Source organism: Vibrio sp. 1562 (assembly GCF_033340155.1).
In the GTDB taxonomy this organism is placed as follows: Bacteria; Pseudomonadota; Gammaproteobacteria; order Enterobacterales; family Vibrionaceae; genus Vibrio; species Vibrio alginolyticus.
This window is the reverse complement of the sequence record NZ_JAWOVY010000018.1, coordinates 80,879-105,439: the sequence shown is the minus strand read 5'-3', so window position 1 is coordinate 105,439 and position 24,561 is coordinate 80,879. Positions and strand designations below refer to the sequence as shown.

The following is a 24,561-nucleotide window of genomic DNA, read 5'->3' as shown; positions in this document are numbered from 1 at the left end:
GAGTAGTTTTACAGGCAAAGCCGAAACGGATGATAACCACCTACTGAAGTAGGTGGTTTAGGGCTGAAAACAAAAAGGAGGACATTTGTCCTCCTCTTGATGCACTCGATCATAATTCAGTTCAATGTTTACTTGAAAGCAATAAATGATGCTATTGAACGATGTTGGAAATAGACGTGCCTATGAATCCAAGCCTAGATAGCGTTTTTTGAATGCAGAAGCTGATGCAAATAAAGCTGACGCCAAAAGTGTAATAATAAAGCCAATTGCGTACTCAAATGCTTCATTAACCAGTAGCTGATAGCAGCTCACAAAAAAAATCAATACAACTGTAATAACATTAACTCGGTGAAACCAAGGGTGTTTTACAGATAACTTAGCGTAACCTTTTGATAACATTTGACTAATCCGCCAGACAACAATTAATAGTTTTATTTATAATCAACGACGATAGTAAGGCTTTATCGTATAAAGAGAAACGACTTTTTTAATTTTTTAGCTCAACATCACACGTCATTCAGTGACGTTTGACTTTAACCTCTTGACGCTTTTTCGTTCCACTAGAGTCGGTTCTAATTGTACGACCTGTGCCTCTGTTGACTTTTCATCCAACTTTCGGACAAGAGTCTCAACGGCAGCCTGCCCCAAACGGTACTTAGGCTGATGAATGGTAGTTAGCGATGGCGACATAAATTTCGCGATATGGATGTCATCGTAACCAATAATGGACAGGTCGTCCGGCACTTTAATATCGAGCTCATTTGCGGCGTTAATCACCCCCATCGCCATCATATCGTTAGAGACGAAAATCGAGCTAGGTAATGCGCCACGCTGAGCCATTTTTTTGAACGCTTGATACCCACCCTCACATTCGAAGTCAGACTCAATGATCCAATTGGCATTAAATTCCAAGCCAGCTTCGTTCATTGCTCGCTTATAACCTTCGTATCGCATTTGCGCTTGGTGTTTAATCAAAGGGCCTGTGATGCACCCAATTTCGGTATGGCCGCAATCAATTAAGTATTTCGCCGCTAAGTAACCGCCACGAAGTGAGTTGTCTTGGATTTTATCGCTTGTAAATAGCATCGGCCCCCAGTCCATTACCACAACTGGGATATCTGGGTAACGCTCAAATACATCGATACGCTCTCCTTCTAGCGACGAGCACATCAAGATCAAACCATCGACACGCTTTTGCAATAGCGTATTAATGGATTGACGCATACGTTCGTTATCACCCTCGGTGTTACATAAAATGAGGCTGTAGCCTTTTTGGTAGCAGCTGCGTTCGACGCCTTTTACGACTTCGCCAAAGAATGGGTTGGTTGAGGTTGTCACGAGCATACCAATGGTTTTGGTACGATTGACTTTGAGGCTACGCGCCAACGCAGAGGGCGCGTAGTAGTTAAGCTCTTTTGCGGCATTGTTAACGCGTTCAGAGATCTCTTCGCTCACAAAACGCGTCTTGTTAATAACATGGCTCACTGTTGAAGTGGAAACCCCTGCCAGTTTTGCGATGTCTTTCATCGTCGCCATGTTACTACTCCTATTTTAATGAGGCGTTGTGCGCCTTATTGTTCAGCGAGAAACGCGTCCACCTCTTCGCGGGTTGGAATCGACGTTTGCGCGCCAAAGCGGGTCACAGAAATTGCAGCCGCCGCATGTGCAAACTTAATCGCTGATTCTAAAGGTAAACCTTCTAGGAGACCAGTGACGAATGCCCCATTAAATGTATCGCCCGCAGCGGTAGTATCCGTCGCTTCAACGCGGAAACCCGAGATGATTTCGCCTCGACCGTTTTGGCTTAGCCAAACGCCTTTTGCACCGAGTGTGATCATGACAATTTCTATACCTTTACCATGTAGCACATTCGCCGCTTCTTGCGCGCTTTCGTTGTCTGTTACAGTAATACCTGTCAGAACTTCAGCTTCCGTTTCATTTGGCGTAATCACGTCAATGTAAGACAGTAATTCATCTGACAATTCACGAGCTGGCGCAGGATTCAAAATTACGTTGGTTTTGGCATCTTTCGCTACACGCGCAGCTTTCTCAATGCCGCACATCGGCGTTTCCAATTGCATTAGCAAGTAATCTGCTTGGCGAATACGCTCTAAATCTGGCTCAATCGCTTCTGCTGTCAGTTTGGCGTTCGCTTCAGCTGAAATGCAAATGCTGTTCTCACCACTGTCCGACACTTGAATCATCGCGATACCTGTCGGGCAATTTGGCTGCATCTTCACACCAGTGATATCGATGCCGTCCATTTTGAAGTTTTCGCGAATGTTAATGCCGAATGAGTCGTCGCCCACACAAGCGATAAAACCGATGTCTGCATTTAATCGCGCCGCCGCGACGGCTTGGTTGGCACCTTTGCCACCTGGGATAACTTGATAGTTGCGACCATGCAGCGTCTCGCCTGGGCGAGGGAAAGAAGGCACTTGAAGAACATGGTCAGCGTTTACACTACCTAACACCACTAACTTATTCATACGGTTATCCTCGGTTCTGAATGAACCCTTTTTAAAAACTGTTTAGGAAAATACATTAGATGACTTTAACTTCTCTTCCTGATGAAGGAGTCTCGATAAAAAGCCAAAGGCATCTATACCCCACACTTTGCAGTATTTTGGGTAAGTTTGCCCTCACCTCCTAAACGACAGATATAAACGGAGGAGAGAGCAAAAATTAGGATGATTTATTGGAACTTGAAACTTACTTAGTGACTACTTTTAGTGGTACTGGGATGTACTTTTCTACTTCTTCACCTTTCAAAACTTTGTCAGCCGTTTCAACACCTAAAGCACCGATAAGGTCTGGTTGCTGAGCAATAGTTGCCGCTAGTTTGCCACGGTTAACTGCTGCAATGCCGTCTTCCGTACCATCAAAACCAACGATAACGACATCTTTGCCAGAAGCTTGAACTGCGCGAAGTGCACCTAGCGCCATTTCATCATTCTGTGCAAATACCGCTTGTACATCCGGGTTAGCCGCTAGCAGGTTTTCCATTACGTTTAGACCTTTTGTGCGGTCAAAGTCAGCTGGTTGGCTAGCAAGAAGATCCATATCGCTGCCCTTCACGGCATTCATAAAGCCTTCACCGCGCTCACGCGCTGCCGATGTGCCCGCAATACCTTCAAGTTGAATGACTTTTGCTTTTTCGCCTACTTTTTCCATGATGTAGTGGCCTGCCATTTCACCACCAATTACGTTGTCCGACGCGATGTGACTCACAACTTCACCACGGCTTGCACCACGGTCTAATGTCAACACAGGGATCTTAGAACGGTTCGCCATACGAATTGCATTAGACACTGCATCAGAATCCGTTGGGTTGATAAGAATTGCTTTTACGCCGCGAATACTTAAATCCTCGATGTTCGACAGTTCTTTACTCGGGTCATTTTGCGAGTCCAGTACAATTAAGTCGTACCCCAATTCTTTCGCTTTTGCTTCCGCACCGTCTTTCATCGTTACGAAGAACGGGTTGTTTAGCGTCGAAACCACAATCGCCATGGTATCTTGAGCTTGCGCCGCTACCGATACGGTTGAAGAAAGAAGTGCAGCAGAGATAAGAGTTGCAAGTTTTTTCATCGTTCTAGTCCTTTGTGTAGGGTGAGCCAGTACACGTCCCCTGACTCGGTTTGTATTCACTGTTTTATATATACAGATTGTTATGAATTACTTGTTTTTGTTGTCTACCAATACCGCAAGCAAGATAACCACTGCTTTTGCAATCATTTGGTAGTAGGAAGAAACATCAAGTAGGTTAAGTGCATTGTTCAAGAAACCGATGATCAGCGCACCAATCAAGGTACCCATGATACGGCCTTTACCGCCCATCAAGCTGGTACCGCCAAGAACAACCGCTGCGATAGCGTCTAGCTCGTAGCCCATACCCGCTGTTGGCTGCGCCGAAGAAAGACGAGACGTTACAATAATGCCTGCAAGCGCTGCTAACATACCGCAGATGGCGTAGACACCAATCTTCACTCGGTCTACATTGATACCTGATAGGCGAGTCGCAGACTCATTGCCGCCTAGTGCGTAAACATAGCGACCAAAGCGCGTGTGGTTAAGTAAATACCAAGCCGCAGCGAACACAACCACCATTAACCAAACAGGAACTGGAATGCCTAGCGCGTAGCCAGTACCAAACCATGCGAACGCATCTGCGGTGTCAGTAAAGCCTGTCGAGATTGGACGACCTTCGGTGTACACCATGGTCACACCGCGTAGTAACGTCATGGTAACCAGCGTAGCGATAAATGCCTGCACCTTACCCTTCGCAATAATGATACCGCTGATCGCACCTAACGCTGCACCTGCGACTAAAGCAGTTGGAACCGCCACCAGCACCGGAACCTCAAGCGCAATCATGCTTGCCGCAAAGGCACCACACAATGCCAATACCGAACCAACACTTAAGTCGATGCCTGCTGTTAAAATAACTAATGTCATACCCACTGCGATAATGGCATTCACGGAGGTTTGACGAAGAATGTTGAGAATGTTGTCGACCGTAAAAAAGTTCGGGTTCAAAAATGACACAACAACGATCAGAAAGATCAAAGCTATCAGTGATTTTTGCTCAATCAGCCACTCTTTTGTGAACAACTTCTTGTTGCCAGTTTCGGTTGGTTTGCTCATGGTATTCGTACTCATGCTGCTTCCTCATTGATCTCTTTGCCTACGGCACAGGCGAGTAATTTTTCTTGATCGGCGTCTTTCGCATCAAATTCGCCAGTGATACGACCTTCATGCATCACTAAAATACGGTCGCTCATGCCGAGCACTTCAGGCATCTCGGAAGAAACCAAGATGATGCTCATGCCTTCGGCCTTAAACTTGTTGATGAGCTGATAAATCTCTTTTTTTGCTCCGACATCAACACCACGTGTTGGCTCATCCAGAATCAGAACTTTAGGTTTCGTCATTAACCCTTTCGCAATCGCAACTTTTTGCTGGTTACCACCAGATAAGTTGCCGATGATTTGATCTCGCGTTGGGGTTTTAATGTTGAATAACTTAATAAAATCTTCCACTGCAATCACTTCGTCGCTGTGTTGAATCTGGAAGCCTTTGGTCAGCTGGTTTAGCGAACAAAGTGACATGTTCTCCTTAACTGAAAGACCTAAAACCAAACCATCGCCTTTGCGATCTTCAGAGATGTAAGCGATACCATTTGCTAAGCCATCTTGCGGGCTAACCGGGTTAATAGTTTTGTTGTCAAGATTGATAACACCATGCTCACTAGGTAATGCGCCGTAAATGACTTTCATGAGTTCAGTGCGGCCTGCGCCCATCAAGCCAGAAATTCCGAGAATCTCACCGCGCTTGAGAGTAAAGCTCACATCCTGAACGCCAGACCCAGTCAAACCAATGACTTCAAGACAGGTTTCGCCATGTTGGACATCAATACGTGGATATTGCTCTTCTAATTTTCGGCCAACCATCATTTCAATTAGGCCATCTTCATCAGTGTCGGACACCTTGCACTCACCGATAAACTTACCATCACGAAGCACTGTAATATCATCACAGATTTCAAAGATTTCTTTAAGACGATGCGAAATGTATACGATGCCGCATCCTTGCTCGCGGAGCTCATTAATCACTTTAAACAGTGATTCCGTTTCGGTATCGGTCAATGCGTCCGTTGGCTCATCCATAATGATGACTTTCGACTCAAACGAAAGTGCCTTTGCAATTTCCACCATTTGTTGTTCACCAAGGCTTAAATCGCCAAGCAATGTTTTTGATGAGTGCTTTACATTCAGACGTTTTAAAAGCTTGTCAGCTTCGTCATACATTTTGCCCCACTGGATACGCCCTAAGGAGCCAGTGAACTCTCGTCCCAAGTAAATATTTTCGGCAATCGTCAGTTCAGGAATCAGGTTCAGCTCTTGGTGAATAATGCTAATACCAGCTTCCTGTGAATCGCGTGGACCTTTAAAGGCCGCCGGCTGACCTTGATATTGAATGCTCCCCGCATCCATGTGGTAAATGCCTGTCAACACCTTCATTAACGTTGACTTGCCTGCTCCATTTTCACCCATCAGCGCCATAACACGGCCTGGATAAACATTCAGGCTTGCTTTGTCGAGTGCTTTTACGCCCGGAAACGCCTTCTCAATTTCGCTTAGTTGTAGAATGGCTTGAGTCATAATCTGTCCTCAATATCTCTGGCTTAAAAAACCACGCCCGCTTGGAAAATAACGTTCGCATATGGCGAGCATTCGCCGGTTCTTACGATAGCGCGACTTTGCGCCGTGCGTGCTTTAAACGCTTCATGTGACACGTAGCTCACTTCAATAGATTTGCCCGTTTCTTCACTCTCTTTGCTCAGTTCGTTGAGCAACGCTTCATGCAAAACTGGGCTTGCATCAGAGAACTCTTCCGCAATGATGACCCCTTCGATTTGGGACTCAGATAGAATTACGCGAACAGTATCAAGAAAACTTGGGACCCCATGCGTTAGCGCCAAATCGATTCGCTGAACATGCTCTGGGATTGGTAGACCAGCATCACATATCGTGATCTCGTCAGTGTGGCCTAGCGTCGCCACCAAGTAAGAAATATCTGAGTTAATTAGGGTACTTTTTTTCATCTCATCGACCTTTCGGTTACACGTTCATACAACCATGAGCGCCTGTTTTAAAGTGTTTTCGTTATTAACAGAAAACCCATCGAAACGTTTCGATGAAATAATAATTCGTCATCGCAATTTGACCAGTGTGAGATCGATAAGGTGTGAGAATGATCTGTAATTCAATTGTCATTGAATAGGAAAAGTGCACTTGAGTCACACTTTACCATCGAAACGTTTCGATGATGGTATTTCCCTGTCATTACGGTTAGGTTTTATACAGGGAGGAAGGAAAAGAGACGTCCAACTACTGAGAAAACCTCTAGTTAATAAGCTCGAAACCTTTCACGTCATCACAATTCTTAGATAGCTGCCTGATTTTGGAGAACGCTCATCTTACAATCTGGTTACAATTTGCCAAAACACATCATCCGTTCAGTACCTTACCTGGTACGCGACGTTTGTAGGGACACAAACGGAAACTAAGAACCATAATGAAGTTAAGCAATAGAGTCATTTTGCTTGTCGCGCCAGTGATCTTATTAAGCGCGTTAGTATCTAGCTATATTATTTATAGCATTCAAAAAGTGACGCTCATCAAGCGGGAAGACAGCTATATTCAGTTGCAGATGGAAAAGCTCGCCGGGCAGTTTCGACAAGCGAATATTTTTCTTAATAGCTATGCCTATACGCTCAGTAAAAGTGATGTATTACAAGACTATTTGGTTAATCATAACAACCCCTATCGTGAGCGAGTCTTGTTTAATCGATTAGACGAGACCGCTGAAGTATTAAGCCATGGTTACAAAGGCGATGCGAGCATGGCGATCCTCGACGGCAAACAAAACCTTCTCTACTACACAGAAAACAAATATTACGAATCATCGGGCGTGGTCGACCCAAAGGTGTTAGAGTACATATCACGAAGTTTCAATGAGAGAGAGGCTTTCAGTCACACTGGCTTTATTTATAACTCCAGTGGACAAAGCATTCTTCTTCAATATGAGGTCGTCGACAAAAGAACGGGGACTCACCCTTTGAGCTTTGACTCGAAAAATGTGTTTTTTGTGGTAGTTTCCGTATCACTTGAAGCCTTTAACGAGATTAAGCATGAAATCGAGTTTGACACGCACAGCGTGATTACTTTCGCCGACAAACCCATTTATCTTGATATTCCTCTCGCTCAAACCATTGAGCTGCTGCCGCACTTTTATGCCGTGCTTTCTCCTGCCGAATATTTAATGTGGAATAAAGTCGATAAAGTGTGGCTAGAACTTGCTTTCTCCTTTGGCGTAGCGGCGTTTTTCACCATCACATTAATCATTTTGGTGTTGTACCGCTATGTGCTGCGCCCTGTTTCTCGCCTTGATAAGCAGCTGAACGAACTTGAATCTAATCAACGTGACAATATTGAAAAGCTAGAAACAAACGATGAAATAGGACGCCTCTCTGCACGCTTTTTTGATATGTATGAGGAACTTAATGTCATCTATAAAAAGACAAAACGCCTAGCTGAAACGGATCACCTGACGCAACTCGCCAATCGCCATCGTTTTCATGAGCTTGCCACTCGTGAACTTATCTCCCCTTCGCAGTTTCTGTGGGTTGTTTACGTCGATCTTGATAACTTTAAATACGTGAATGATAAATACGGGCATGAATTGGGAGATAACTTATTAAAAGTGTTCTCATCACACATCAAGAATGCCTGTCAAAAGTTCTCGCACGATTACAACAGCCCCTGCTTTGCCGCCAGGTTATCTGGTGACGAATTTGCAATTTTGCTGAGCTCAAATCAAGAGGTAAAACGCTTGCCTGATTTGCTTGCATCAGAGCTGCTAAAACCGATTAGTAATCTCAGTTCATCTTGGAGTAATTCATTTCCCGTTACGGCAAGCGTAGGTATTGCACAATATCCTCAAGACGGTACTGACATCGCGAAGTTACTCTCCAGTGCCGATGCGGCTATGTATCAAGCAAAACGGGCAGGGAAAAATCAATACGCCTATTATTCAGCCGCTCTCAATATTGAGTCTCAAAGACGAAGTCAACTTGAACGTGCGCTCCGAAAAAGCAATGTAGAGGAAGAATTTCACCTTGTTTTTCAACCCTATATGAACAATCGAAGCAACGAAATTGAGGGGTTAGAAGTCTTGTTGCGCTGGGAAGCCGAAGGTATCGGCCCTATCCCTCCAAAGGAGTTTATTCCAATTGCAGAGCAAGCCGGATTATTTGATAAAATTGACCGCTGGGTTTTCGCCAATGCAACGGCGGAATACCATCAATTAAGGAATATTTTCGGTAAGGATATTGTTCTTTCGGTCAATCTTTCATCAGCAGAGCTAAACTCGATAGAAATGGCAAACTACATCCATGAACAAGCGACACTGCACAGTGTTAAACCAGAATGTATTGAGATAGAAATAACCGAAACCTTTGCCGCAGAACAACAAGGAACGGCTCTACTTGATGAGCTATCAAAACGTGGCTACCGTCTTGCAATTGATGACTTTGGTTCTGGTTACACATCGTTAACTCAGCTCGTTCAGTATCCGGTTCAAAAAATCAAATTTGATCGAGAGTTCCTCGTTACATTGATGAAGACCAACAACGGCCATGTGATCAAACCTATTATTGAGCTATGCCATGCCCAGAATAAAACGGTTACAGCAGAAGGTATTGAACACAATATGATGCATGAATGGCTATCGGCATACCGCTGCGACTATATGCAAGGCTATTTATTTGGCAAACCAATGACTAAAGAACAATTGAGCTTGTGGTGGCAATCGGCAAATGACGACAGTCGATTTGATGCGTCCATGGCCAGCTCAATTAGGGTTTCAAGAACATAAGTTAAGGGGAGACGTACAGCTGTCACAACTGTGGCGGCTGTATTTAGTTATATATGAGCTTCATTGATAGATGCTCAGCTTTTGTTCCCCCATACCTATATCTATGACTTTAGTCGAGTAAATCACTATTTATTCGTTTTTAAACCAGCACTTCCTTGAAATCCAAACCGGTCAAATTCAGCGCTTTGACGCTATCGTACAAGCCACCTTTTTTGTCCGTGCAAAACGTTCTGAGCCCAGCACCTTTTACTCTGAACAAGTCAGATTCATTAACGGCTTCTCTATTCAAAACGAGTTTCTTAAACGGTCTAGCACGACTTAGCTTACCATGACGAAGATTATACTCGGTAGCAGAGGTATCAATGGCATCAATTTGAGTGACAATGTTTAATGCTCGCCAAGGCTTTCCTTGTAGATTTAATGGTAAAAATTCGACATTCTCGCTCAACACATCGAGCTTATCCGCAATAGAAGCGGATACAGCAAGAGTAAAAGATCCCCATGCTGCAATATCAGGCCTGGGTAATGGCTTTTCACCCTTAACGTCTAACCATTCAATATCAATACTTTTCCAACTGGCTTTAACAGACTCTCCATAGAGTTGGATAGGTTTGCTTGCCGTTACTTGAAGAGACATTTCCAATGGCGACTCTCGCAACATTGCAAAATCATTAACATTGGGAGTGACAATAAACACTTTATTAAATGCTGTCATAACCGTCCTTAAATCAATTTGAGCGCTTTCAAACCAAACATAATAAATAGAGTTTACTTTCACGTTCAAAAATTTAATGAATTTAGATCTGGCGTTCTTATCTTTTAATTTCTAAGTTTTATTATTTATATATTTTAATCCACACGATAGAATTATTTTTTAAATTTTTACTATGTACCCTTCCTTATGTAATCGAATAAATTAGAGAATAAACAATAGCACGCATCACTTCACTTTTGTCGAGCTCATCACTCTCACTTAAACGATACATTCACAAGTTCAATTTTTGTACGACTTAGACTTGGCTTTGTCAATCGTGAATTAAAAACAACCGACTCACCGCTGTTTTACTGCCTTTTCTTACCACCCTGTTGTTTATTCATACATTATAAATGCACTTATACACATAACGATTCGGCGTTACGATTTGTTACGAGTTAAATCACAAACTTTTGAGGTATTGGATAAAGCGTAGAAAAAGAAAACACATTGAAATAAAAAGAGTTTCTAAACTACGAAAAATAAAACGCCGTTTTTATAAATTAGCAACTTCACAAATATCCTTAAACACAGTTTTATTAATTACATATATCAGATATTATTTACGCCGAAGTTTATAGAAACCATCGTTAAACTTCATATTTTATATAAGTTTCAATTAGTTAGTTTTTAACTCGAAAACTTATCGTCAACCCAATATCAAGCACCTAAGCGTGCAATAAGAAACATTGGGAATAGAATTATATTGATGTGCATGTTGTTTTAACGAATGCATGAAGCAATCGGTAAATTTGTAACACCATAGAGTTTTATTTAGCCAAGATGAAAAAGTTAATTTTATTATTTACATGTGCGCTGTTGTCTGTCTCACCTTTTGCTTTTGCAAAACAATCAGATAACGAACCCAGGGATCATTTACGACCAAAGCAAGTTGAACATGTGTTTAAACAAGCCAAGCTAGATGGCATAGTAGACTTTAAGTTGTTCAGTGACGCTTACATCGCTTATCAGAAGACACCCGATAGAAAGAAGTCGGTACTAACGATCATCGACTATAGTAAACCATCAACTGAAAAGCGTTTTTATGTGGTTGATTTAGATAAAAAGAAGCTAATCTACAATACGTATGTTTCTCACGGCGTGAACAGCGGAAAGAAAACAGCGACACAGTTTTCAAATGTCGTGAACTCGCGAAAAACATCATTGGGCACTTTTTTGACTGATACCACTTACTACGGCTCAAATGGCTATTCACTTCGATTAGATGGGCTAAGCTCTGGATTAAACGACAAAGCTCGCGAGCGTTACATTGTCGTGCACGGTGCCGATTACGCAAACCCTTCCTTTATCAAGAAGAATGGATACCTCGGACGCAGTTGGGGTTGCCCTGCTTTACCAAAGAAGTTGTCTCGCGAGATCATTGACACTATAAAAGGCGGCAGCGTTATTTACGCAAGCGCGTAATACCGATGCGACACATATGACACATATGGGGAAGAAAAAAGAAGATTCTATTTCTTCCCCAGTAATAATCCTGTTAGCTTAATCGTCCTTGTGCAACGACTCTCTTTCCATTTTCGCTTACTCGAAAGCGAAAACTATTGTGTTATTCGCTGATATACCTAAGTGCGATCAGAAAACTCTGTTCATCCCCCTTCCATCTCGTTAGTATACGCTGAGTTCATCAGACACTGGCTTTCGTCGTTATCATAGTTCCACTAAGATTCCTTAATCATGGTGGGTAACTGTGGCTTTATATGTTTAGGGTTACTTCTTGCGTTATCTACACCATATATTATTGATGCTTTCTTTGTCCCTGCTCTCAGGGCTCATCACAGCTTCATATGCGCATGAGTGGCACCACACCAAACATTACACTTCCGAGCGCCTACTTAAACTCTCTCAACAAGACGATTTTGAGCTAGCACACACTGATTTTCATGCCTCAGCTTCTCTGAGCTCTTGGGGTTCAGAAAGTTACTACCTACATATAAAGCGCGAGTTGTTCGGGCTTGTCTCCTGTCGCCGAACATCAGCTACTGATGGCGTTTTATCATCAGATTTTACTCCTGATTATTTTTTACTTATTGCTTTCTCTTCTCCACCACTACTGGAGTTGGCAAAACAAGCATCTCGCTTACCTCTAGACAGTTATGGCGGACTCATGAGTCAACGCTCTCTTTATCGCCTCTCAGGAAGAAAGGAAGCGAACTTAATGTACGTCTTTACTCATGGTCGCAACGCCTTCTCTGTTGTTTAACTTTTTATGACATACAGAGAACACGAAAATGTAACGATAAGAGCCAATATGCTCATTGTTACTAGAACCAATTTGAGGTCCATATAATGACAAGAATCGCTACAACCATCGCACTAGCATTACTATTTTCAGCGGGCTCAACCTTTGCAAACACAGAAACTAAGCCAGAAGAAATGAGTAACGACACTCTGTTAGAGTGTGCCAACGTTTCTAACGCACGTATTGCAGTTCCGGAACACAGAGCGATGTTCAGACACTACTTAATGTCTGAGAGAGACTACAGCTTTGACCAGCTATCGTCTGCCGAACTTGAATTTAAAGCAGCAGATAAGAATGAGTCTGAAGTAGAGAACATCTACAAGTCTCAGTGCAAAGAAGTTGGCGAATACCTATATAGCATTGGCTATTAAATTCGAAACCCTAACGACACTCAAAAAGAAAGGCGCAATGTATGCGCCTTTCTTTTTACTGACAAAAACCTGTCGATTAGATGTCTAATCTGCATACAAGCTTAAAAGTGCAAATCAAAGTAAACTTACTGGGAAAACTCAGACACATCCTTGGGTTTACAGAACGCTCGACGTGCTTTAACAAACAAGAAACTAAGCACTCCAATCACAAGAGTAATTATTGGTGCCGCCATTAATAGCATTGTGATCGCTTTGCTCATATTTTCTGGTAACAAAGGAAGTAATGAACCAAAACCGCATAATACCAGCGTCCATAAAATCGCACTCAACCACGCAAAGTAATGGAATTTACTAATACGTTTCACTCGCAACCCCATCATTAATGGCAATAGGGAGCGAACAACCGGAATAAACCGCGCACAAAAAAGCGCAATCAATCCATGTTTACTGAGTAATACGTCGACTTGTTCCAGGCGCTTTTGAGGAACCGCACTCACCCAGCCTTGGACCTTAGGTAAGCGATTTAGCCACTTGCCTTGTAAATAAGCCGCCCAACTTCCCAATCCCGCACTAACAGCTATCACCAACATGATCATAATTGGGTCAAGGACGCCAACCGCCGCCAGCGTACCGGATAATACGACGACACTGTCGCATGGGAAAGGTGCAGCAGGAATAAAACCACTTTCCAAAAAAATAATCACAGCAACAACAAAATAAACTAAACCTGCACTGCCTGGCGCCATTAACGCCGTGAAATCTTGATGCCAAAAGGCACTCAAGACCTGAATTATCGAATCAAACATAAACCGTTCCTAAGCATAATTAACCAAAAGTTGCAAAAACATGGAATGTGTTAGCGAGCATGTATAAAGCGGTATATGAAATTCGATTCTTTTCTCACGCCGATTCTGTATTTAAAGTGAGTAAAAATACTTTCAATACAACAACCTAAAGCCTCATTGCCGATGCGTTTTAGCCGCCTCATCGAGTAAATTGCCGAACGATGCGCCCACCATGCTACATCAAGCATTTCAAACCATTCGGGCTCTACATCGTCGTTCGAGCTCATTTCCTTAGCATGGCTAACCCTCAATACATTCCGGCTGTTTAAACTCGGATAGTCTTGTTGTATTGAAGAGATAGGATGTTCTGAAAAGTGCTTCGACTTAGCGTCAACAGCAATATTCTGGTTATGAAAGGAAAGAAAATTTGGGTGTGAGTGCGCCAGGCTCATGCTCGGAGCCAACAAGCAGAAAAGTAGTCCGAGTAAAGCAATCAGGGTCGTACGCACAAAGGTAACCAAAACCAAAATAATAAGTTCTTTTAACCCTGTGCGTAACTATTGGCAATTAGTATTCTTAATCGTTAAGAATACTAATTATTTTTCACCGTAAGGGTAGCTTTCAAACATCTTCGCGATTTCTTCTTGGATGAGAGATTCTCTTTTCTCAGAGCTCATTGACTCAGACAGTTTACGACTTGAAACGCCTTTCCAAACGACTTGATTAGCCTTTGCATCAACCAGTTCAACCACCAACTTCCCATACTTACGTTCTTTATATCTTTCTGGGCTTGAAGTGATCACACCAAAGCTATTCCAGCCATAGCCAAAGCTCACCGACGATCCTGAAGAAACAAGCTCGGATTCTTCTACGATATCATGATGTACGTAAAGGTCACCGCCACTATTTACCTTAATTAAACCCTTACCCTCAAGCTGTTCAGCAAGCCCTTGCTCAATACGTCGACCATCAATACTGGTAGGAGCTTCCGCCTGAGCACCGAAGTCAAACGTTCTGTAAGCTGAAAAGTCGGCTTGTTTATCTACATCGGTTGTAACGGTAGTACAAGCAGATACCAGCATCACCACCAGCCCTAATATCAAACCTCTCATCATGTTAAATCTCCTTTGGTTAAGCTGACTGTTTCAGCAGAATTACCCTGTGTTATACATACGCATCAACAGTAAAAAGTAATCATTTCAATATCTAGTCTTGACCATGAAACGTGACTGTTCAATAAACGAGATTAACCTTTACACAGAAAATCTTGAATATCATCAACATCTAAACACCTAAGAATTCGGTGTTTACGACCTAATTGGAAGCCTCTAGGCTTAGTAACGAAATCGCGAGTGCCACAAAAAACCAGAGACAATGAACACTTTAACATCAGTCCGCTACTTTTTTAGGCAACTGACAAACATTTGATGAGAAAAGACTTTTCTTTTTCGTCCAGTGTGGCATATTAACCGAGTCCTATCGATGCGCGGGCATCGTATAATGGCTATTACCTCAGCCTTCCAAGCTGATGATGCGGGTTCGATTCCCGCTGCCCGCTCCAATCTCTTTATCTCAATTTACTCATAAAAATCCGATGGCGGAGCGAACAAACGGCGGCAGCGTTGTTTCCATGATAAGTTTGGTCGAGTTACGTCATAAAACATGTCTTTCCATTCTGCAAACGTCACGCGGATGGGATTAAAGCTGTTTACAGGTTTAGAAACCCCATACCGAACCGTTTCCACCTCTGGTTCAAACGTTCCGAACATTCGATCCCAAATAATTAATACACCCGCATAATTTTTGTCGATGTACTGACGGTTCACACCATGATGAACGCGATGGTGAGACGGCGTGTTAAATACCCACTCTAGTGGCCCGAGCGAACGAATTGATTGGGTGTGAACAAAAAACTGTAAGCCCAGATTAAACAACACAACGAAGACAACCCATTTTGGCTCAAAACCAATAATCACCAAGGGCAACCAAAAAATCCACATCCCCGCTAGCGGATACATTAAACTTTGACGAAAGGCGGTACTGAAGTTCATTCTTTCCGAACTGTGATGAACAACGTGCGCGGCCCACATCCAACGAATACGATGGCTAGCCCGATGAAACCAGTAATAGAAAAAATCTTGCAGGACAACAAGTAAAAGAAAAGCTGAGACGCTCATTTCGATATCAAACAAACGCCAATCAAACCACCACAAATACAACTGAGCAATCAGTAAACCCGTGAGTATGTCTGTCGCTTGGTGTAAGCCCGCAAGAACAAAATTACACGCTACTTCAGGGAAGTAATACGTCGCGCTTTCAGGCAAGCGTCCCCTTCTTTGTCCGAACCAATATTCGGCAAGCATGCAGAAAAAGAAAACTGGAGCCAGAATCATCAGAAGTAATTCTGGGCGGTCCATCAACTGCGTCCAATCCATTGTGTTTCTACCATTTTGCATAGTGATCTTCAGTAAGACCCATAACTTCTTCTAACTGATGTTTGATGCCATTTCCATCGATAATATAGCCAGAGAAATAACCGATGTACTGACGAAAGTTACTTTTGAGAAGCCAAAAATTTTTCTTCTCTGAGCGTCGATTCAAAGGCGTGAACTGTAAGTTAACTCGTTTATCTTCAGACGTAATATGCCACTTTTGCCCTTCATCACTTCGTGAAAACTGAAATTGCACAGGTTGCAAAAAGTGACGCTGACCATTAATCCACAATACATTTTCGCAATAGCCAGTTTCATTAACGCCAGCTGCCAAGTTCAACCCCAGACGCCTGTCATCCTCAAAGCAATTGATACTCGCCCAGCGCCAACTTGTTTCTCGCCGGATGTACCCAGCGGAAAAATCGTAACCAGCAGCCACCTCTGAAAGATCTTGCTCTTTTCCTAATATGAACAAGTTACCTTCTACTGCTAACGCATTGTGCTTCTGAGTATATGTCCAACCCGCATAACCTGTTGGCGTACACAACATTAATGGCAAACTCATATTTTCTGGACGTAAATAGAGATCCGCATTGACTGACTCTGTCACAAAGTGGACGTGCCAAATACCATCCTTAATAGAAAACTGAACTCTTTTGTTAGCAAGATGGGCAAGACTGCACCAACTGGAAGGATGAGTTTGATAACCTATATTAAAAGGTTTCAACCATTGTTGCTCAATCAACTTATTCTTTTTAATATCAAACAGGTAGCAAAAGCCGGATGCTAAATACCGTATATCAGCAATCGCTACTCCAATGACGTAATTAGGTGTGACCAAATTGACGAACTGAAACTGCTTATAATCGCGGTAACGGCGCCACTTAGACACAGGCTTATCCATCTCATCGAGGTAGGTAAATTTATCTAGCTGTAACGATGTTGGAATTCCATCAAGGTGGCCAAACGCTGGTAGGCCATTCTGCTGAATAAACGAGTTCAGAACCTTAAGCTCATCCATATAGTTGTCTTTTCACAAGTTATCACACACAAAAACTTTAACATGACGTTAACATAAACAATTTGCGTAACTGCACAACAACATCGACTAAAGTGATTTCTGCTTGTTATATGTGAAACTGATCACTCAACCACCCGCTTACTTAGCTCGCCCTACCTATCTCAACCAACACTGCCTGGGTTAGAAGCTGCACATTCTCATCCGCAGGAAAGACCACTACAACCATTGAATCTTGGTCAAAATCACTATTTAATGGAAATACATTCACATAAACTGATTGCTTATTCACATCAAGGAAGAAATCTATGTCATACATACACGATACTATTGTTGCGTTGCAACACAGTAGCCCTGCGCAAAAAGAATTTTACCAAGCGGTAGAAGAAGTATTAACTTCTCTCGCGCCGGTAATAGAAGGCAATAATAAATATAAGGAACAAGCGATTATCCAGAGGATCGTCGAGCCAGAACGTCAAATCATGTTTCGAGTTCCTTGGGTTGATGATGCTGGAAATGTACAAGTAAACAAAGGTTATCGAGTTGAATTCAACTCTGCTTTGGGGCCGTACAAAGGAGGATTGAGATTCCATCACTCAGTCAATGCGAGCATCATAAAATTTCTCGGCTTTGAGCAAATCTTTAAAAACGCACTGACTGGCCTTCCTATCGGTGGCGGCAAAGGCGGTTCAAACTTCGATCCTAAAGGAAAATCCGACGGCGAGATCATGCGATTTTGCCAATCATTTATGAACGAGTTGTACCGTCATATCGGTCCTGCCACCGATGTTCCCGCAGGCGATATCGGCGTCGGGGCGCGCGAAATTGGCTATATGTTTGGTCAATACAAACGATTGACGGGGCGCTACGAAGGTGTGCTTACAGGCAAGAGTCTTCTTTGGGGTGGCTCACTCGCCAGAAAAGAAGCGACAGGATATGGCGCCGTCTATTTTGCAGAATGCATGCTCAACGACCGCAACGATTCATTGAAAGGGAAAACTTGCCTCGTTTCTGGTGCTGGCAACGTGGCTATCTACGCCATTGAAAAACTGTACCATATGGGAGCAACGCCGGTTACATGCAGCGACTCTCGAGGTACGATCTATCATGAGCACGGTATTGATCTTAAGCTCCTAAAACAACTGAAAGAAGTGAAAAGAGCAAGCTTAGAAGAATATTTAGAAACTTACCCTGAAGCAGAATACACACCAGAGGGCGACTATCCTAATGAAGGACATGCTGTTTGGCGATATCAGGCTGATGCTGCCTTCCCTTGTGCGACTCAAAATGAATTAACGTCAGACGACGCACTGGCTCTTATCGAAAACGGATGTATTTTGATTAGTGAAGGGGCGAACATGCCAACCACCCGTGATGCTGCCAATATTATCGTGGACTCGGACATAGCTTATGGGCCTGCCAAAGCAGCCAATGCAGGCGGCGTTGCAACCAGTCAACTTGAAATGGCGCAAAACGCCAGCATGCAAAACTGGACGTTTGAACAAGTGGATAGTCAGTTGCAAACCATCATGAAAAATATTTTCATCAATGCAAACGAAACCAGTAAAGAGTTTGGCCAACCTGGAAATTTAGTTTTAGGCGCCAACATTTCAGGCTTTAGAAAAGTCGCTGATGCAATGATTGAGCAAGGTGTCGTCTAGATGAACGAGCCAGCAGGATGACTGCTGGCTTAATATAACTCCGCAATAGGCCGCGCTTTTTGATAAAGAGCTCCACTTAATTCGCAATAAGCGTTGTCACTTCTGTTTTAACGGAGTTGGCGATAAAGCAATTCTCATGGGCCATGTGGTGCAGTTTTTCTAATTGAGATGGTGTCGGTTGTTTTTCACCTGAAAATGTTATCTTAGGGTTTAACGTTACCTTTGATACCCACTCTTTTCCGTTTTCGCCTTTTTCAAGCTCCCCTACCGCTTCATCGAAGTAACTGTCCACAACGTAACGCCGCTTTGCTGCAATAGACAGGAAAACGAGCATATGACAACTAGAAAGTGCCGCGACAAACGCTTCTTCTGGATCAACGTTTTCTTCTACGGATAGTGGTAATGGTACTACGTGGGGAGATGGAGATGCTGGGACTTGCAACCCTCCATCAAATTGCCAAATGTGTGCCCTACTATACTTATTATCCTTAAACTCTTCGCCAGCTTTACGATGCCATTTGATTAAAGCGGAATGCTTACTCATTCTAACTCCCTGATTTTCCGACGACGAATCAACACTATCCGTCCTTGCCACAGTAAACCACAACAAAATGAGTTAAGGAAAGCATCGCACTCACAGGGACTATAAAATCTGTTGAGGATCGGCATTGTTCTTCTGGATATCATCCAAAAGTCTATGAGACTGATGGATGTTGACCTGTAACCGATTGATCAGCATCTGCAACTGCTCAATCTCGGGACTTTGGTTGGCTTTAAGTTGAGTTTCCAGGGCCTCCGTTTGGCTCGCCAAAATAGGTAAACTTAGGTTCAGTGCCATCCCTTTCGTTTTGTGCAACGTCAGCTCTAATGAAGCAAAGTCTTCAGCCATAAAGTATTCAATAAGCTCATCAACAGATGTCTCAAAATCGACAATAATGCTTTTTAGCAGCTCGTCGAGCGCTTCTGGCTCATCTCGTAAAGAAGCAAACATGCCTGAGCGGGAGAGTTCTTCCTCTGTTAACCTTAAGTTCTCGATTGGCTTACGCTGCAACTGAAGCACATTGCTGTCACTCGTTAGTGGCGGATTCTGTTTCGGTTCGAGTCTGGCGGCAAACTGTTTGAGAGCGTCTGAAAAGCTCTCATGCTGTAGCGGTTTTGTAAGCACATGGTCTGCTCCTGCTTCAATAAAGCTATCATGGGCTTCACGAAATACGTCTGCCGTGTACGCAAAGAGTAATGTCTTGATACCTAACTCTTGTCGGATAACGCGTGTCGCCTCAACGCCATTCATCTCGGGCATATGGTTGTCCATCAAGATCAGGTCGTACTCGTTCTCTTTCGCCTTTTTAACCGCGATTAATCCATTTTCTGCAACATCCACTTCATGCCCAAGCTTTTCGCAAAACCCCTTTGCCACAATGGCATTCACACGGTTATCATCAGCAAGTAGTATCTTTAAATGGTGTGATTTTGCGCGAGGTTTCGGTGCTTCTTGCTGCTTTTTCGGAGCAGATTCTACCCAAGGAATCGGCAACTCAACGATAAATTGACTTCCAACGCCTTCTATACTCTTCAGAGTAATATGGCCACCCATCAAATCGGTTAGTTTTTTGACGATGGCTAACCCAAGCCCTGTTCCGCCGAACCTTCGAGTCGTTGATGAGTCTGCTTGCTCAAACGAGTTAAAAATATGCTCGTGCTTGTCTGGCGCAATACCAATACCGGTGTCGCTCACGCGCATGACCAACAACTGATTCGATTCATCTAACTCAGTTCTAACCAGCACGTGCCCTTCATTAGTAAACTTCACCGCGTTACCGGCGAGATTAAACAAGATCTGTCGTAAACGCGCACAATCCCCAGTAAATTCAGTATATTCAGAAATCTCGTTTTCCAAGATTAACTCGATATTTTTTTCATCAACAAGTGGTTTTATTGCGCTACACACCGGAGAAAGCACTTGATCGAGCTTAAACTTAGCTTGCTCAAATTCCAGTTTGTTTTCTTCAACTTTAGAAAAATCCAAAATATCGTTGAGGATAGTCATCAGATGCTGGCCAGAGTCAAGAATAACCCTAATGTGCTCTTTCGTCGTCGGCTCTTTGGTCTCTTCTGCAATCATTTGAGAAAGCCCTAGTACGCCATTCATCGGCGTTCTTAGTTCGTGACTCATTGCAGCGAGAAAATTTGATTTCGCTTTTGCCGCTCGCTCGGCTTTGTTTCTCGCCTCTTCAATTTCAAGATTCAACTGTTTTAAGTTATGCATTCGGTGATGCGACTGATAAACAAACGCGCTAACTAGAAACATCACCGCGATAAATACAAACAGCCACGTAAAACGCGCCTCACTTTGAGCAATATTGAGTAACCGATGCTCTGAGCTTTCGACAAACTCAATATAAGTGTGATCAAGCAGTTCATTCGTCAGCAATTCAATTCTTTTATCACTCGTTTGAAGCCGTTTAAGGAAGTTCGCTTCCTTTTCACTCTCAACTTCAGTTTGTGTTAGAAGCAACTGGTTGAGAAATTCAAAATAACGACTGCCACCCAATGATTGGCCGCGCTCGGTAGAAACATCTTGCTGATATAAATTGAACAACATGAGTAATGCATACCGATTTTCTACCTGAACACCAATTAACATATCAAGCTTCAACGTTGTTTGAAGCACTCGCTCCTTAAACTGTTCAAGCGTATCCCTAACTTTTATACGATTGGGTGTCACGGGAAACCAAACAGATGCCTTTGATGATTCCAACAGTGCCTGTGCTGCGATTTCTATCTCTACTAAAGATGTTGTTAACTCATAGTTTTTCCTATCTTCAACGGCATATCGGTTCACGATAACATCACGCTCTTCAATCAACTCATGTCCGATATTCATTAGCCCTGCATGAAATTCTTGAGCGTTTTTTGAATTCATATACGACATATACGCCAGTGTGCAGCACGTCAGTATCCCAATAAAAAAGCAAAAGTTGATCAGTTTGAATTTATTCATTTTCCAACACCTCTAAAATTATGGGTCTAGGTGCTGTCAACGACTGCAAGAATGCTTCAATGTCCGCGACATTCTCATCGTTCATCGTTATACCGAGCTGGGTTTTAGCCATGATTTGTATCGCGTCGGATAACTTATCGACTTGCCCATTATGAAAATAAGGACTCGTTAGCGCGACATTGCGTAAACTGGCTACTCTAAAATAGAATCGCTCTTCATCTTCTATCGTAACGAGTTGCCTGCCCGAGTCCTCTACTACTGGCTTATCCTTGAAATAGGCGAACCTTTGGATCATCGCTCCGCCGATATTTTTGCCCTGATGACACTGCACACAACCTGAAGTCTGAAATGTTTTCCAACCTCTGATTTGCTGTTCACTCAGTACATGCGTGTAACCCAATAAGTAAGCATCGAATGGTGCGCCAGGCGTCTGCAGCCCTTCAACAAACTCCACAATAGCGGACTTGATATTATGAACGTTAATCGGCAATTCACCGTCACGATTAAATAGAGCTTGATAATGTTCACTCTCTTTTACATATTGCTGTATTGTTTGCCAGTTTGAGTCCATTTCCATTGGATTATGGATTGGACCATCAATCTGAGCCATCAAGGTGTTTTCCGTACCATCCCATAAAAAACGATAATTTAACGCCGCATTAAACACTGTTATAGAATTTCTAATTCCATCACCTTTCACCCCCGTAGAGACTGGTGTATTTTCAGCGCCATTGGTTTGCAGATTGTGGCATGTCGCGCAGCTGACATTACCATTTGACGATAATTGAGGATCGCGGAAGAGATGCCAGCCAATTCTCGCTAGCTTAATATCTACATTAGGATCACCCTGTATGGGCTGAACTAGAGAGATATCACCTAACATCTTCGCGTTTCTTGCGATTGTTGTTTGGCTCAAAATGAGTGTTACAACAGCTAGTGCGATTGCGCTGAATTGCCTCATCAACTACATACCTTAAACTTGTCATTGATATGAATTTAGTTGCATTTTGGCATTTTTTCCACCGACAGGAAGTTGAAAAACCGAGTTAAGTATTGCTTTGTTTAAGGCTTTGGTTGAAGAGGGAGTAATAAGGCGAATAGGAAGAAACCTATCGCCTTATGAGTAGCTAACGTATTGAAATCTGAGTTTAGTGTAGAAAAGCCAAAAACCGTTGAAACCAAGTCACCTCTCCATACGAGATCAGATCGAAAATAGTAAAGAATACGGCACAGATAACGGCCAACTTAATCAAACGCTGAACAATAAACATAAACGTCACAATTACCAATAATTTGCTTTAGTTTACTATCTCACACAGCGTTTATATATAAAAAAGTAGTCTCCTAATTAGCCTCGGCAACTTATTCATTAGAACCTATACTCAAGCATCTCTAAGTTATTTGGATATACTTGAATTAGGATTTCAAAAAGTCCCTGTGACCACACAAGGAGGACTGCATGAAACGACTATGGATATGGTTCTTACCTTTACTCTTGATGGCCAGTCAAGCACTGGCGAATACCGTTTGGATTGTTCCTGTCAAAGGCGCTATAGGGCCTGCTACTAGCGACTATTTATCTCGTGAAATAGAAGAAGCTCAACTAAACGGTGTCAGTTTAGTGATCTTAGAGATGGACACACCAGGCGGCTTAGATAGCGCAATGCGAGATATTATTCATGCGATTACCACCTCCTCGACTCCCATTGCGACTTGGGTCGGCCCATCTGGTTCTAGAGCCGCCAGTGCCGGAACATACATCTTGCTCGCTAGTCACGTAGCCGCCATGGCTGAAGCGACAAACCTCGGAGCTGCAACGCCCGTCGCGTTAGGTGGTGCGCCTCAACCTCCTTCATCGGATGATGGCAAAGATCAAAACGCGGAAGAAACGCCAGAAGGAACCAACGAAAGCTCAGAGAAAGTTCCCGCTAAAACCGCAATGGAGAAAAAGGTAATTAACGACGCCAAAGCCTACATTAAAGGCTTAGCAAAACTTCATGGACGAAATGCAGAATGGGCAGAGAAAGCAGTAAGCGAGGCGGCGAGCTTGGATGCAACAGAAGCATTAGAATTAAACGTGATCGATTACATCGCCAATTCGCCAGAAGACTTAGTCAAAGCCATAGATGGGCAAACTGTTAAAGTAAACAATCGCACTGTGACATTGTCACTTGAAAATCCAACATGGGTTGAAAGAACGCCAGATTGGCGAGCAGAAATGTTAGCCGTTATCACCAACCCAAACGTTGCCTACATTCTAATGCTCATCGGCATCTACGGTTTACTTCTTGAATTTTACAACCCAGGAATTGGCTTACCCGGTGTGCTAGGTGGGATTTGTCTGCTTCTTGCCATGTACGCACTACAAATGATGCCCGTCAACTACGCAGGTCTTGGTCTGCTGTTACTCGGTATTGCACTAATGATAGCGGAAGCATTCAGCCCGAGCTTTGGTATTTTGGGCTTAGGCGGCGTTGTCGCCTTTGTTCTCGGTTCAATATTTCTCATGGACAGTGAGTTACCAGGATTCCAGGTCGCCCTTCCTTTGATTTTTGGTATTGCCATATTTTCCGTAGCTCTAATCGTGCTGACTGTCGGCCTGCTGCTTAAAATTCGTCGCCGGCGTGTAACGACGGGTTTAGAGACATACCCTGGGAAGGTCGCCGTGGTAAGCGATGACTTTATCGATGGCGAAGGACGCGTTCAACTCAACGGTGCGTTATGGCGAGCTAAAGCCAAAGACCATCAACAATTCAAACAAGGTGATCACGTCACCATTGTTAATGTTAAAGGGCTGACCTTAACTGTGATGCCTGATGACCGCCAAAATAAATAGGA

21 protein-coding genes and 1 tRNA gene are annotated in these 24,561 nt (G+C 43.2%); 7 read left to right on the top strand and 15 right to left on the bottom strand.

The window, feature by feature from the left end; genetic code table 11:
• Positions 1-513: 513 nt before the first annotated feature.
• The 6 genes from R7Z49_RS17590 to rbsD form a co-directional block, all read right to left on the bottom strand.
• Positions 514-1,536 carry a substrate-binding domain-containing protein gene (locus tag R7Z49_RS17590; RefSeq protein WP_025767871.1) on the bottom strand — a complete coding sequence of 341 codons (1,023 nt, stop codon included), beginning with the start codon at positions 1,534-1,536 and terminating at the stop codon, positions 514-516.
• A 35-nt stretch (positions 1,537-1,571) separates the two neighbouring features.
• Positions 1,572-2,489 carry a ribokinase gene (gene rbsK / locus R7Z49_RS17585; RefSeq protein ID WP_017820311.1) on the bottom strand — a complete coding sequence of 306 codons (918 nt, stop codon included), beginning with the start codon at positions 2,487-2,489 and terminating at the stop codon, positions 1,572-1,574.
• 223 nt (positions 2,490-2,712) lie between these two features.
• The gene (gene rbsB / locus R7Z49_RS17580) at positions 2,713-3,591 is read right to left on the bottom strand and encodes a ribose ABC transporter substrate-binding protein RbsB (RefSeq protein WP_186585385.1); all 879 of its coding nucleotides are present in this window, start codon (positions 3,589-3,591) and stop codon (positions 2,713-2,715) included.
• An 87-nt stretch (positions 3,592-3,678) separates the two neighbouring features.
• Positions 3,679-4,662: a ribose ABC transporter permease gene (rbsC, locus tag R7Z49_RS17575; protein ID WP_005382618.1), complete on the bottom strand. Its 984-nt coding sequence runs from the start codon at positions 4,660-4,662 to the stop codon at positions 3,679-3,681.
• Positions 4,659-6,164 (bottom strand): ribose ABC transporter ATP-binding protein RbsA, encoded by a 1,506-nt coding sequence (gene rbsA, locus R7Z49_RS17570; RefSeq protein ID WP_005373147.1) that lies wholly within the window; start codon positions 6,162-6,164, stop codon positions 4,659-4,661. Before rbsA ends, rbsC begins: the two co-directional genes overlap by 4 nt.
• Positions 6,165-6,187: 23 nt before the next feature.
• Positions 6,188-6,607 (bottom strand): D-ribose pyranase, encoded by a 420-nt coding sequence (rbsD, locus tag R7Z49_RS17565; protein ID WP_005382620.1) that lies wholly within the window; start codon positions 6,605-6,607, stop codon positions 6,188-6,190.
• Positions 6,608-7,080: 473 nt separating this feature from the next.
• Here rbsD and R7Z49_RS17560 point away from each other — a divergent pair, with 473 nt between their 5' ends.
• Positions 7,081-9,441, top strand: coding sequence for an EAL domain-containing protein (locus R7Z49_RS17560; RefSeq protein WP_167416090.1), 2,361 nt, complete (start codon positions 7,081-7,083; stop codon positions 9,439-9,441).
• A gap of 139 nt (positions 9,442-9,580) precedes the next feature.
• Here the strand turns inward: R7Z49_RS17560 and R7Z49_RS17555 are convergent, their stop codons facing one another.
• Positions 9,581-10,156: an imm11 family protein gene (locus tag R7Z49_RS17555; protein WP_025767876.1), complete on the bottom strand. Its 576-nt coding sequence runs from the start codon at positions 10,154-10,156 to the stop codon at positions 9,581-9,583.
• An 822-nt stretch (positions 10,157-10,978) separates the two neighbouring features.
• On the opposite strand from R7Z49_RS17555, the gene R7Z49_RS17550 reads away from it, so the two are divergent.
• The 3 genes from R7Z49_RS17550 to R7Z49_RS17540 all read left to right on the top strand — a co-directional run bounded on the left by R7Z49_RS17550 (position 10,979) and on the right by R7Z49_RS17540 (position 12,826).
• Positions 10,979-11,620 (top strand): murein L,D-transpeptidase catalytic domain family protein, encoded by a 642-nt coding sequence (locus tag R7Z49_RS17550; RefSeq protein ID WP_025767877.1) that lies wholly within the window; start codon positions 10,979-10,981, stop codon positions 11,618-11,620.
• 337 nt (positions 11,621-11,957) lie between these two features.
• On the top strand, positions 11,958-12,416 hold the full coding sequence (locus R7Z49_RS17545) for a hypothetical protein (RefSeq protein ID WP_017633653.1): 459 nt from the start codon (positions 11,958-11,960) through the stop codon (positions 12,414-12,416).
• Between the two features lie 86 nt (positions 12,417-12,502).
• A complete protein-coding gene (locus R7Z49_RS17540; RefSeq protein ID WP_042522561.1) occupies positions 12,503-12,826 on the top strand; it encodes a hypothetical protein in 324 nt (107 codons plus the stop codon).
• A gap of 125 nt (positions 12,827-12,951) precedes the next feature.
• On the opposite strand, the gene R7Z49_RS17535 is transcribed toward R7Z49_RS17540, so the two are convergent.
• From R7Z49_RS17535 to R7Z49_RS17525, 3 genes are all read right to left on the bottom strand, one after another.
• Positions 12,952-13,632 (bottom strand): DedA family protein, encoded by a 681-nt coding sequence (locus R7Z49_RS17535; RefSeq protein WP_047101379.1) that lies wholly within the window; start codon positions 13,630-13,632, stop codon positions 12,952-12,954.
• A 50-nt stretch (positions 13,633-13,682) separates the two neighbouring features.
• Complete coding sequence (locus R7Z49_RS17530) at positions 13,683-14,120, bottom strand: hypothetical protein (protein ID WP_230856625.1); 438 nt, start codon at positions 14,118-14,120, stop codon at positions 13,683-13,685.
• An 87-nt stretch (positions 14,121-14,207) separates the two neighbouring features.
• Positions 14,208-14,726 (bottom strand): DUF4136 domain-containing protein, encoded by a 519-nt coding sequence (locus R7Z49_RS17525; protein WP_005382627.1) that lies wholly within the window; start codon positions 14,724-14,726, stop codon positions 14,208-14,210.
• A 371-nt stretch (positions 14,727-15,097) separates the two neighbouring features.
• Here R7Z49_RS17525 and R7Z49_RS17520 point away from each other — a divergent pair.
• A tRNA-Gly gene (locus tag R7Z49_RS17520) sits at positions 15,098-15,172 on the top strand.
• 16 nt (positions 15,173-15,188) lie between these two features.
• Here R7Z49_RS17520 and R7Z49_RS17515 read toward each other — a convergent pair.
• Both R7Z49_RS17515 and R7Z49_RS17510 read right to left on the bottom strand, forming a co-directional pair.
• On the bottom strand, positions 15,189-16,046 hold the full coding sequence (locus R7Z49_RS17515; protein ID WP_005373167.1) for a sterol desaturase family protein: 858 nt from the start codon (positions 16,044-16,046) through the stop codon (positions 15,189-15,191).
• Between the two features lie 7 nt (positions 16,047-16,053).
• Positions 16,054-17,064 (bottom strand): DUF2804 domain-containing protein, encoded by a 1,011-nt coding sequence (locus R7Z49_RS17510; protein WP_318111867.1) that lies wholly within the window; start codon positions 17,062-17,064, stop codon positions 16,054-16,056.
• A 305-nt stretch (positions 17,065-17,369) separates the two neighbouring features.
• On the opposite strand from R7Z49_RS17510, the gene gdhA reads away from it, so the two are divergent.
• Positions 17,370-18,722, top strand: coding sequence for an NADP-specific glutamate dehydrogenase (gene gdhA, locus R7Z49_RS17505; RefSeq protein WP_025767881.1), 1,353 nt, complete (start codon positions 17,370-17,372; stop codon positions 18,720-18,722).
• 76 nt (positions 18,723-18,798) lie between these two features.
• On the opposite strand, the gene R7Z49_RS17500 is transcribed toward gdhA, so the two are convergent.
• The 3 genes from R7Z49_RS17500 to R7Z49_RS17490 all read right to left on the bottom strand — a co-directional run bounded on the left by R7Z49_RS17500 (position 18,799) and on the right by R7Z49_RS17490 (position 22,684).
• On the bottom strand, positions 18,799-19,266 hold the full coding sequence (locus R7Z49_RS17500) for an OsmC family protein (protein ID WP_025767882.1): 468 nt from the start codon (positions 19,264-19,266) through the stop codon (positions 18,799-18,801).
• Positions 19,267-19,365: 99 nt separating this feature from the next.
• A complete protein-coding gene (locus R7Z49_RS17495) occupies positions 19,366-21,723 on the bottom strand; it encodes an ATP-binding protein (RefSeq protein ID WP_262652564.1) in 2,358 nt (785 codons plus the stop codon).
• A complete protein-coding gene (locus R7Z49_RS17490; protein ID WP_182015896.1) occupies positions 21,716-22,684 on the bottom strand; it encodes a cytochrome-c peroxidase in 969 nt (322 codons plus the stop codon). The genes R7Z49_RS17495 and R7Z49_RS17490 overlap by 8 nt, the downstream gene beginning before the upstream one ends.
• Positions 22,685-23,182: 498 nt before the next feature.
• On the opposite strand from R7Z49_RS17490, the gene R7Z49_RS17485 reads away from it, so the two are divergent.
• Positions 23,183-24,559, top strand: a complete 1,377-nt coding sequence (locus R7Z49_RS17485; RefSeq protein ID WP_186585387.1) for an NfeD family protein — start codon at positions 23,183-23,185, stop codon at positions 24,557-24,559.
• Positions 24,560-24,561: the final 2 nt, after the last annotated feature.

What these genes read in the sequence shown, in the direction of transcription:
- rbsK (WP_017820311.1), bottom strand. Translation starts at nt 2,489, where the DNA reads ATGAATAAGTTAGTGGTGTTAGGTAGTGTAAACGCTGACCATGTTCTT.
- R7Z49_RS17510 (WP_318111867.1), bottom strand. Translation starts at nt 17,064, where the DNA reads ATGGATGAGCTTAAGGTTCTGAACTCGTTTATTCAGCAGAATGGCCTA.
- R7Z49_RS17525 (WP_005382627.1), bottom strand. Translation starts at nt 14,726, where the DNA reads ATGATGAGAGGTTTGATATTAGGGCTGGTGGTGATGCTGGTATCTGCT.
- R7Z49_RS17495 (WP_262652564.1), bottom strand. Translation starts at nt 21,723, where the DNA reads ATGAATAAATTCAAACTGATCAACTTTTGCTTTTTTATTGGGATACTG.
- rbsC (WP_005382618.1), bottom strand. Translation starts at nt 4,662, where the DNA reads ATGAGTACGAATACCATGAGCAAACCAACCGAAACTGGCAACAAGAAG.
- rbsD (WP_005382620.1), bottom strand. Translation starts at nt 6,607, where the DNA reads ATGAAAAAAAGTACCCTAATTAACTCAGATATTTCTTACTTGGTGGCG.
- R7Z49_RS17485 (WP_186585387.1), top strand. Translation starts at nt 23,183, where the DNA reads ATGAAACGACTATGGATATGGTTCTTACCTTTACTCTTGATGGCCAGT.
- rbsA (WP_005373147.1), bottom strand. Translation starts at nt 6,164, where the DNA reads ATGACTCAAGCCATTCTACAACTAAGCGAAATTGAGAAGGCGTTTCCG.
- rbsB (WP_186585385.1), bottom strand. Translation starts at nt 3,591, where the DNA reads ATGAAAAAACTTGCAACTCTTATCTCTGCTGCACTTCTTTCTTCAACC.
- R7Z49_RS17590 (WP_025767871.1), bottom strand. Translation starts at nt 1,536, where the DNA reads ATGGCGACGATGAAAGACATCGCAAAACTGGCAGGGGTTTCCACTTCA.
- R7Z49_RS17540 (WP_042522561.1), top strand. Translation starts at nt 12,503, where the DNA reads ATGACAAGAATCGCTACAACCATCGCACTAGCATTACTATTTTCAGCG.
- R7Z49_RS17555 (WP_025767876.1), bottom strand. Translation starts at nt 10,156, where the DNA reads ATGACAGCATTTAATAAAGTGTTTATTGTCACTCCCAATGTTAATGAT.
- R7Z49_RS17560 (WP_167416090.1), top strand. Translation starts at nt 7,081, where the DNA reads ATGAAGTTAAGCAATAGAGTCATTTTGCTTGTCGCGCCAGTGATCTTA.
- R7Z49_RS17545 (WP_017633653.1), top strand. Translation starts at nt 11,958, where the DNA reads ATGCTTTCTTTGTCCCTGCTCTCAGGGCTCATCACAGCTTCATATGCG.
- R7Z49_RS17500 (WP_025767882.1), bottom strand. Translation starts at nt 19,266, where the DNA reads ATGAGTAAGCATTCCGCTTTAATCAAATGGCATCGTAAAGCTGGCGAA.
- R7Z49_RS17515 (WP_005373167.1), bottom strand. Translation starts at nt 16,046, where the DNA reads ATGGATTGGACGCAGTTGATGGACCGCCCAGAATTACTTCTGATGATT.
- R7Z49_RS17550 (WP_025767877.1), top strand. Translation starts at nt 10,979, where the DNA reads ATGAAAAAGTTAATTTTATTATTTACATGTGCGCTGTTGTCTGTCTCA.
- R7Z49_RS17535 (WP_047101379.1), bottom strand. Translation starts at nt 13,632, where the DNA reads ATGTTTGATTCGATAATTCAGGTCTTGAGTGCCTTTTGGCATCAAGAT.
- R7Z49_RS17490 (WP_182015896.1), bottom strand. Translation starts at nt 22,684, where the DNA reads ATGAGGCAATTCAGCGCAATCGCACTAGCTGTTGTAACACTCATTTTG.
- gdhA (WP_025767881.1), top strand. Translation starts at nt 17,370, where the DNA reads ATGTCATACATACACGATACTATTGTTGCGTTGCAACACAGTAGCCCT.